This window comes from Sphaerisporangium sp. NPDC051011, assembly GCF_040653595.1.
Classification (GTDB): Bacteria; Actinomycetota; Actinomycetes; order Streptosporangiales; family Streptosporangiaceae; genus Sphaerisporangium.
In genome coordinates, this window is record NZ_JBFAGG010000017.1 from 182,078 (window position 1) to 191,944 (window position 9,867).

Sequence of the window (9,867 nt, forward strand, 5' to 3'; positions counted from 1 at the left end):
ATCTCATGGCGGTTCCCGACGACGATTCCCCCCTTCTGCTGTGCCTGCCGTACTCCGGCGTGGGAGCCACCTCCTACCGGCGCTGGCCGAGGAAGATCGGCGGCATGACCGTCTGCGCGCTGCAGCCGCCCGGACGCGAGAACCGTCTGCGCGAGCCCGGCCCGCGGACCCACGGGGAGTTCGCCGAGTCACTGGCCGGGTTCGTCGGGGAGCTCGGCGGGCGGCCGTTCGCCTTCTTCGGTCACTGCGGCGCCGTCCCGTACGCGCTGGAGACCACGCGGTACCTCGCGGAGCACGCCGGCTCCCTGCCGCTGTGGATCATCGCGTCGTCGTGGGGCGCGCCCGACGCCGGCTTGTACGGGAGGCTGAACTTCGTCGACCTCGACGCGCACGACTTCGTCCAGGAGATCGTTTCCATGGCCCGCCAGATGGGCAGCACGCTGCTCCCCGAAATGGCGTCCATGGGTGCTGAGCTCCTGCGGCACGACCAAGTCGTGCAGCGTGCCTACCGCTATCCGCCGGGCCACGAGATCGAGGTGCCGGTCACCGTGGTCGGCTGGACCGAGGACACCATCGTTCCCTTGGAGGAGGTCTTCCCCGGCTGGGAACGGGTCGCCCTGCGGCTGGAGCACCGCACGCTCCCCGGCTCGCACTTCGAGTTCCTCCACTGCCCAGGAGAGCTTCAGGAGCTGATCGCCGCCATGCCCGTGGGCGCCGACCGGAACGGCCGCTCCGCGGTCTGACCCCCGAGGGGACCCGAGGGACCGGCGCGCGCCGGCAGGTACACGGCGGTGCCCGGATCGCCGCCGGCTGATGAAGGTGAGCCGTGAAAGGTGAGCCTGGAGTGAGGAGGCTTTGATGGACAACCCGGCCGAGCGGCTCGCGGTCGTGACGGGTGGCACCAAGGGAATCGGGCTGAGTTTCAGCTGGAGGCTCGTCAAGAGCGGCTACCGCGTGGTCGCCCTGTACCGAAACGACGAGGTGTCCGCCCGTGCCGCGGCGGAGAAGATCGGAGACGGCTTCGTCGCGATCCGCGCGGACGTGTCGGATCCACGGGTGGCCGCCGAGGTGAGCCGTGCCGTCCTGGAGGACCACGGCACCCCCTGGGCGCTGGTCAACAACGCGGGCCGCAACATCGACAAGCCGTTCCTCGACATCACCGACGAGGACTGGCGTCAGGTGATCGACGCCAACCTCTCCGGACCGTTCTACCTGACCAGGGCCTTCGCCCCGGCGATGCTGGCGGCGGGCGGCGGGTGCGTCGTCACCGTCGGCGCGACGACGGCCATCAGGCCACGGCTGGGCGGCGTCAACTACTGCGCCTCCAAGGCCGGCCTGCTTCACATGACCAAGTGCCTCGCTCTCGAACTGGCGCCGACCATCCGGGTGAACTGCCTCATTCCCGGCATGATCGACACCGAGGAGATGAGGACGCGCTATCGGACCGCGGAACCCGAACATCTCGCGAGCCTCCTCGCCGAGATCCCCCAAGGCCGGATCGGCTCGCCCGACGAGATGGCGGCGGTGCTGGAGTTCCTCCTCAGCGATGAGGCCCGTTACATCACCGGACAGAAGCTCATCGTCGATGGCGGCCAATTCATGTGGTAATGAATTCTTCGAACGAAAGGGATGACCCGTGTTGTCGCGTCTGGACCGCTATGAAGCTTTCCTGAGAAACGGCTACCGGGCCGGTTTTCTCAAAGGGCACGAATACTCGGTGGCGGAGGTGACCGACCAGCTCAGAGCGCGTATGGCGGCAGGAGACTTCACCCGGGTGGTCTTCTCCGGGATGGGCTGCTCGGCGATCGTCTCCGACGTGATCCAGACATTCCTCAAAGCGGCCGGCTGTGAGCTGGAGATCTACGTTTTCAACGACTACGAGTTCACCTACCTCCTGCCGCGCTCGGTGATCGAGGACGAGCGGACGCTGTTCATCATCAGCTCCTACAGCGGGCACTCCGAGGAACCGATAAGGGTGCTGCAGGCCCTCAAGGACAAGCAGCACCGCACGCTCCTGCTCACGTCCGGCGGCCGCCTGGCCGAGCTGGGCCGGAAGGACGGGATCTCGATCGCGCGCTGGGAACTGAGCGACCCCGACCGCGAGTACCCCCTGTTCCACGTGGGGCAGTACTTCGCGATCCTGCTGGACATGTTCCTGAGGCTGGGGCTGATCAAGGAGGACCACCGCCGATCGGTGGAGGCCCTGCCCGGACACCTGGAAAAGGACTTCACCCCGCACCTGGAGAAGCTGGCCCAGGTGGCGGCCGAACGCAGCGAGAACGCCAACATCATCCTCGTCGCCTCGCCCAAGTGGCACGAGAGCCTGCTCAAGCTCGCCAAGATGCACATCAACGAGATGGCGATGACCCCGGCCACGCGCAACTACTTCCACGAGTTCTGCCACAGCGAGGTGGCCACGCTGTCCGACCCGGAACGCAAGCACAGCGTCCTGCTCTTCACCGAGCAGGACGACGACGAGTACACCCGACGCAAGATGGACAACCTGGTCGGCCTGCTCACCCAGGACATCCCGCAGAACGGGAACATCGAGGTGACCCAGTTCCACCTCGACCAGCCGACCTTCATCCGGAAGTACTTCACCGCGCTGGAGTTCATCCAGCGCATGGCGCTCGCCCTTGGCCGGGCGCACAACACCCGGTCGCGCGACCTCATCTCCGAGGCCGCCGGCAACCCGTGGTACCACCAGCGGACCATCCTCGACGAGAGCCGGGTGTGACGGCCGCGGTACCCGGATGACGGGGCCGCCCAGAGGCCCCGGACCTCTTCAGCGGAAGGCCGGAAACGGCAGGTGCCCGGAGAGCCAGGCTCTCCGGGCACCCGCCGTTTCCGTGATTACCGGTTGTACTGACCGAAGTCGTACTCCTCCAGCGGGACGGCCTCGCCGCTGCCCGTGCCGAAGGTGTAGTCGGTCGCGGAGCCGTCGTAGCCGCCAACGGTGTACATCGCCGCCTTGGCCTCCTCGGTCGGCTCGACCCGGATGTTGCGGTACTGGAACATTCCCGTACCCGCCGGGATGAGCTTTCCGATGATGACGTTCTCCTTGAGGCCCAGCAGGGAGTCCGACTTGGCGTGGATCGCCGCGTCGGTGAGCACCCGCGTGGTCTCCTGGAAGGACGCCGCCGACAGCCACGACTCGGTGGCCAGCGAGGCCTTGGTGATGCCCATGAGCACCGGACGGCCGGAGGCGGGGGTGCCGCCCTCGGCGACGACCTCGCGGTTGACCGCCTCGAACCGCGGCCGCTCGACGAGCTCGCCGGGCAGCAGGTCGGTGTCACCGGACTCCAGCACGTTCACGCGCTTGAGCATCTGCCGCACGATGATCTCGATGTGCTTGTCGTGGATCGACACACCCTGCGAGCGGTAGACCTCCTGCACCTCGGCCACCAGGTGGAGCTGCACGGCCCGCGGGCCGAGGATGCGCAGCACCTCGTTGGGGTTGACGGCGCCGGCGATGAGCTGCTGGCCGACCTTGACGCGCGAGTCGTCCTGGACCAGCAGGCGCGACCGCATCGACACCGGGTAGGCGATCTCCTCGGAACCGTCGTCCGGCGTGATGACGACCTTCCGGGTCTTGTCGGTCTCGTCGATCCGGATGCGGCCGTCGGCCTCGCTGATCGGGGCGACGCCCTTGGGGACGCGCGCCTCGAACAGCTCCTGGACACGGGGCAGACCGTGGGTGATGTCGGCGCCCGCCACACCACCGGTGTGGAACGTACGCATCGTGAGCTGCGTGCCGGGCTCACCGATCGACTGGGCCGCGATGATGCCGACGGCCTCGCCGACGTCCACGAGCTTGCCGGTCGCCAGCGAGCGGCCGTAGCAGGTGGCGCAGACGCCGATCTTGGCCTCGCAGACGAGCGCGCTGCGCGTCCGGACCGTCTCGACACCCGCGTCGACCAGCGCGGTGACGATCTGGTCGTTGATGTCGACACCGGCCGAGGCGACGATCTTGCCGTCGACCTCGACGTCCTCGGCGAGGATGCGGCCGTGCACGTTGCTCTCGGCGTTGTCGGCCTTGACCAGCGTGCCGGCGGAGTCGCGCTCGCCGACGTGCAGCGGGACGCTGCGGTCGGTGCCGCAGTCGATCTCGCGGACGATGACGTCCTGCGCGACGTCCACCAGACGACGGGTGAGGTAACCCGAGTCGGCGGTACGGAGCGCGGTGTCGGCCAGACCCTTTCGCTGTCCGTGGGTGGAGATGAAGTACTCCAGCACCGACAGGCCCTCGCGGAAGGAGGACTTGATCGGACGCGGGATCGTCTCGCCCTTGGTGTTGGACACCAGGCCGCGGATGCCCGCGATCTGCCGGACCTGCATCTTGTTACCGCGGGCACCGGAGTTGACCATCATCCAGACGGAGTTGGTCGCCGGGAAGGCGTTCACCATGTCGGTCTCGACGTCCGCCGTGGCGTGCGTCCAGATCTCGATGAGCTCCTGGCGGCGCTCCTCGTCGGTGATCAGACCGCGCTCGTACTCGCGCTGCACCTTGTCGGCCCTGCGCTCGTACGACTCCATGATCGAGGCCTTGTTCGGCGGCGCGACGACGTCGTCGATGGAGATCGTGACGCCGGAGCGGGTCGCCCAGTGGAAGCCCGCGTCCTTCAGCGCGTCCAGCGCCGTCGCGACCTCGACCTTCGGGTACTTCTCCGCGAGCTCGTTGACGATCGCCGAGAGCTGCTTCTTGCCGATCTGCGAGTTCACGAAGGGGTAGTTGTCGGGCAGCGTCTGGTTGAACAGGGCGCGGCCGAGCGTGGTCTCCAGGCGGTAGCTCTCGCCGGCCTCCCAGCCCTCGGGCGCCTGCCAGCCACGCGGCGGCGGGACGTCCTTCACGCGGACCTGGATCTTGGCCTGGATGTCCAGCTCGCCCCGGTCGAACGCCATCAGGGCCTCGGCGACCGAGCCGAAGACCCGGCCCTCGCCCACGGCGTCGTCCCGCTGGGTGGTCAGCCAGTACAGACCGATGATCATGTCCTGGGTGGGCATGGTCACCGGCTTGCCGTCGGCCGGCTTGAGGATGTTGTTGGTCGAGAGCATCAGGATGCGCGCCTCGGCCTGGGCCTCCGCCGACAGCGGCAGGTGGACCGCCATCTGGTCGCCGTCGAAGTCGGCGTTGAACGCCGTGCAGACGAGCGGGTGGATCTGGATCGCCTTGCCCTCGACGAGCTGCGGCTCGAACGCCTGGATGCCCAGGCGGTGCAGGGTCGGCGCGCGGTTGAGCAGCACCGGGTGCTCGGTGATGACCTCTTCGAGCACGTCCCACACGACCGGGCGCGCGCGCTCGACCATGCGCTTGGCCGACTTGATGTTCTGCGCGTGGTTCAGGTCGACCAGGCGCTTCATCACGAACGGCTTGAACAGCTCCAGCGCCATCTGCTTGGGCAGGCCGCACTGGTGCAGCTTGAGCTGCGGGCCGACGACGATGACCGAACGGCCGGAGTAGTCGACGCGCTTGCCGAGCAGGTTCTGACGGAAACGTCCCTGCTTGCCCTTGAGCATGTCGGACAGCGACTTGAGCGGACGGTTGCCGGGCCCGGTGACCGGGCGGCCGCGGCGGCCGTTGTCGAACAGCGCGTCGACGGCCTCCTGGAGCATCCGCTTCTCGTTGTTGACGATGATCTCGGGCGCGCCGAGGTCCAGAAGCCGCTTGAGGCGGTTGTTCCGGTTGATGACCCGGCGGTACAGGTCGTTCAGGTCGGAGGTCGCGAACCGGCCACCGTCGAGCTGCACCATCGGGCGCAGGTCCGGCGGGATGACCGGGATGCAGTCGAGCACCATGCCGTTGGGCGAGTTCCGCGTCGTGAGGAACGCGGAGACGACCTTCAGCCGCTTCAGGGCGCGCGCCTTCTTCTGACCCTTGCCGCTGCGGATGGTCTCGCGCAACGACTCGGCCTCCGCGGCCAGGTCGAAGTTGTTCAGGCGCTCCTGGATGGCCTGGGCGCCCATGCCACCGCGGAAGTAGCGGCCGAAGCGGTCGCGCATCTCGCGGTAGAGCAGCTCGTCGCCCTCAAGGTCCTGGACCTTGAGGTTCTTGAAGCGGCTCCAGACCTCTTCCAGGCGGTCGAGCTCGCGCTGGGCGCGGTCGCGGAGCTGGCGCATCTCGCGGTCGGCGCCCTCGCGGACCTTGCGGCGCTGGTCGCCCTTGGCACCGGACGCCTCCAGCTCGGCCAGGTCGGCCTCGAGCTTCTTCTGCCGGGACTCGATGTCGGCGTCGCGGCGCTGCTCGACGTGCTGCCGCTCGACGGAGATCTTCGCCTCCAGCGAGGGCAGGTCACGGGCACGCATGTCGGTGTCGACGTACGTGATCATGTAGGCCGCGAAGTAGATGACCTTCTCCAGGTCCTTCGGGGCCAGGTCGAGCAGGTAGCCGAGGCGCGACGGGACGCCCTTGAAGTACCAGATGTGGGTGACCGGCGCGGCCAGCTCGATGTGACCCATCCGCTCGCGGCGCACCTTGGCGCGCGTGACCTCGACGCCACAGCGCTCACAGATGATGCCCTTGAAACGGACACGCTTGTACTTACCGCAGTAGCACTCCCAGTCCCGAGTCGGACCGAAGATCTTCTCGCAGAAGAGACCGTCCTTCTCGGGCTTCAGGGTGCGGTAGTTGATGGTCTCGGGCTTCTTCACCTCGCCGTGCGACCACTGACGGATATCGTCGGCCGTGGCGAGGCCGATGCGGAGCTCGTCGAAGAAGTTGACGTCGAGCACTTGTTATCCCCTCGCTTGAAAATCAGACCTCTTCGACACTGCTCGGCTCGCGCCGGGACAGGTCGATGCCGAGTTCCTCCGCCGCGCGGAAGACGTCCTCGTCGGTGTCGCGCATCTCGATGGACATGCCGTCGCTGGACAGGACCTCCACGTTGAGGCACAGCGACTGCATTTCCTTGATCAGGACCTTGAAGGACTCAGGGATACCCGGCTCGGGGATGTTCTCGCCCTTGACGATCGCCTCGTAGACCTTCACCCGGCCGAGGACGTCGTCGGACTTGATGGTCAGCAGCTCCTGGAGGGCGTACGCCGCTCCGTAGGCCTCCAGCGCCCACACCTCCATCTCACCGAAGCGCTGGCCGCCGAACTGGGCCTTACCGCCGAGAGGCTGCTGGGTGATCATGGAGTACGGACCGGTCGACCGCGCGTGGATCTTGTCGTCGACCAGGTGGAGCAGCTTGAGGATGTAGATGTACCCGACGGAGATCGGGTGCGGGAACGGCTCGCCGGAGCGGCCGTCGAACAGCCGCGCCTTGCCGTTGACGCCGACCATGCGCTCGCCGTCCCGGTTGACCAGCGTGTTGTCCAGCAGGCCCGTGAGCTCCTCCTCGTGGGCGCCGTCGAACACCGGGGTGGCGACGTTGGTGCGCGCATCGACCTGGCCGAAGCCCTTGTCGCGCAGCCGCTCGGCCCAGGCCTCCTCGACGCCGGTGATGTCCCACCCGCGGGCGGCGATCCACCCCAGGTGGGTCTCCAGCACCTGGCCGACGTTCATACGGCCCGGCACGCCCAGCGGGTTGAGGATGATGTCCACCGGCGTGCCGTCCTCCAGGAACGGCATGTCCTCCACCGGCAGGATCTTGGAGATGACGCCCTTGTTGCCGTGCCGGCCGGCCAGCTTGTCACCATCGGTGATCTTACGCTTCTGGGCCACGTACACCCGCACCAGCTCGTTCACGCCCGGAGGAAGCTCGTCGCCGTCCTCACGGCTGAACACCCGCACGCCGATGACCTTGCCCATCTCACCGTGCGGCACCTTCAGCGAGGTGTCACGCACCTCACGCGCCTTCTCACCGAAGATCGCGCGCAGCAGCCGCTCCTCGGGGGTCAGCTCGGTCTCACCCTTGGGCGTGACCTTGCCCACCAGGATGTCGCCCGGCACGACCTCGGCACCGATGCGGATGATGCCCCGCTCGTCCAGGTCGGCCAGCACCTCCTCCGACACGTTCGGGATGTCCCGGGTGATCTCCTCCGGCCCCAGCTTGGTGTCGCGCGCGTCGACCTCGTGCTCCTCGATGTGGATCGAGGAGAGCACGTCGTCCTGCACCAGGCGCTGGGACAGGATGATCGCGTCCTCGTAGTTGTGGCCCTCCCACGGCATGAACGCCACGAGCAGGTTCTTGCCCAGGGCCATCTCGCCGTTGTCGGTACAGGGACCGTCGGCGACGACCTGGTTCACCTCGACGCGGTCGCCCTCACGGACGATCGGCTTCTGGTTGAAGCAGGTGCCCTGGTTGGAGCGCTTGAACTTCGCCACGCGGTAGGTCGTGCGCGTGCCGTCGTCGTTCATCACGGTGACGTAGTCGGCCGAGACCTCCTCGACGACGCCCGCCTTCTCGGCGGTGATGACGTCGCCGGCGTCGGTGGCGGCGCGGTACTCCATGCCCGTGCCGACCAGCGGGGCCTCGCTTTTGAGCAGGGGCACCGACTGGCGCTGCATGTTGGAGCCCATGAGCGCGCGGTTGGCGTCGTCGTGCTCCAGGAACGGGATCATGGCGGTCGCGACGGACACCATCTGGCGCGCCGAGACGTCCATGTAGTCGACCTCGGTCGGCCGGATGAACTCCAGCTCGCCACCCTTACGGCGGACCAGGACGCGGTCCTCGGCGAAGGTGCCGTCGGCGCGCAGTGGCGTGTTGGCCTGCGCGATGACGTGCCTGTCCTCCTCGTCGGCGGTCAGGTAGTCGATCTCCTCGGTGACCCGGCCGTCGACGACCTTGCGGTACGGCGTCTCGACGAACCCGAACGAGTTCACGCGGCCGTAGGACGACAGCGAGCCGATGAGGCCGATGTTCGGGCCTTCCGGCGTCTCGATCGGGCACATGCGGCCGTAGTGGGACGGGTGCACGTCACGGACCTCGAAGCCGGCGCGCTCACGCGACAGACCGCCGGGGCCGAGCGCGGACAGACGCCGCTTGTGCGTCAGACCGGCCAGCGGGTTGGTCTGGTCCATGAACTGCGAGAGCTGCGAGGTGCCGAAGAACTCCTTGATCGACGCCACGACCGGGCGGATGTTGATCAGGGTCTGCGGCGTGATCGCCTCGACGTCCTGCGTGGTCATGCGCTCGCGGACCACGCGCTCCATGCGGGCGAGACCCAGGCGGACCTGGTTCTGGATGAGCTCGCCGACGGTGCGCAGGCGCCGGTTGCCGAAGTGGTCGATGTCGTCGGTCTCGACGACGACCTCGCCGTTCGCCCCGGGCATCGCGACCTCGCCGGCGTGTAGCCGGACGATGTACTCGATCGTGGCGACGATGTCCTCTTCGGTGAGGGTGCCCTGGTTGATCTCGGAGTCGACGCCGAGCTTCTTGTTGATCTTGTACCGGCCGACCTTGGCGAGGTCGTAACGCTTGGGGTTGAAGTACAGGTTCTCCAGAAGCGTCTGCGCGGACTCCTTGGTCGGGGGCTCGCCCGGGCGCAGCTTGCGGTAGATGTCCAGCAGCGCGTCGTCCTGGCCGGAGGTGTGGTCCTTCTCCAGGGTGGCGCGCATCGACTCGTACTGGCCGAAACGCTCGAGGATCTGATCGCTGGTCCAGCCCAGGGCCTTCAGCAGGACCGTGACGGCCTGCTTGCGCTTGCGGTCGATGCGGACACCGACGCTGTCGCGCTTGTCGATCTCGAACTCGAGCCACGCACCGCGCGACGGGATCACCTTGCAGCTGTACAGGTCCTTGTCGGAGGTCTTGTCGACCGACCGGTCGAAGTAGACGCCCGGAGACCGCACCAACTGGGAGACGACGACACGCTCGGTGCCGTTGATGATGAAGGTGCCCTTGGAGGTCATGAGCGGGAAGTCGCCCATGAACACCGTCTGGCTCTTGATCTCACCGGTGGTGTTATTGATGAACTCCGCCGTGA

5 protein-coding genes are annotated in these 9,867 nt (G+C 67.3%); 3 read left to right on the forward strand and 2 right to left on the reverse strand.

The features are described 5' to 3' along the window. Nucleotides 1-5: 5 nt before the first annotated feature. The 3 genes from AB0H21_RS32940 to AB0H21_RS32950 all read left to right on the forward strand — a co-directional run bounded on the left by AB0H21_RS32940 (nucleotide 6) and on the right by AB0H21_RS32950 (nucleotide 2,737). Complete coding sequence (locus AB0H21_RS32940) at nucleotides 6-743, forward strand: thioesterase domain-containing protein (protein ID WP_358524570.1); 738 nt, start codon at nucleotides 6-8, stop codon at nucleotides 741-743. A 115-nt stretch (nucleotides 744-858) separates the two neighbouring features. Further along, a complete protein-coding gene (locus AB0H21_RS32945) occupies nucleotides 859-1,608 on the forward strand; it encodes an SDR family NAD(P)-dependent oxidoreductase (protein ID WP_358524573.1) in 750 nt (249 codons plus the stop codon). A 28-nt stretch (nucleotides 1,609-1,636) separates the two neighbouring features. Continuing rightward, nucleotides 1,637-2,737 (forward strand): SIS domain-containing protein, encoded by a 1,101-nt coding sequence (locus AB0H21_RS32950; protein ID WP_358524576.1) that lies wholly within the window; start codon nucleotides 1,637-1,639, stop codon nucleotides 2,735-2,737. Between the two features lie 116 nt (nucleotides 2,738-2,853). Here the strand turns inward: AB0H21_RS32950 and AB0H21_RS32955 are convergent, their stop codons facing one another. Then, nucleotides 2,854-6,729: a DNA-directed RNA polymerase subunit beta' gene (locus AB0H21_RS32955; protein WP_358524579.1), complete on the reverse strand. Its 3,876-nt coding sequence runs from the start codon at nucleotides 6,727-6,729 to the stop codon at nucleotides 2,854-2,856. 22 nt (nucleotides 6,730-6,751) lie between these two features. Then, a partial coding sequence (rpoB, locus tag AB0H21_RS32960; protein WP_358524582.1) for a DNA-directed RNA polymerase subunit beta occupies nucleotides 6,752-9,867 on the reverse strand: 3,116 nt, incomplete at its 5' end.

Bases quoted from the DNA above. Each gene is read 5' to 3' on its own strand.
- AB0H21_RS32945 (WP_358524573.1), top strand. From the start codon at position 859: ATGGACAACCCGGCCGAGCGGCTCGCGGTCGTGACGGGTGGCACCAAG.
- AB0H21_RS32940 (WP_358524570.1), top strand. From the start codon at position 6: ATGGCGGTTCCCGACGACGATTCCCCCCTTCTGCTGTGCCTGCCGTAC.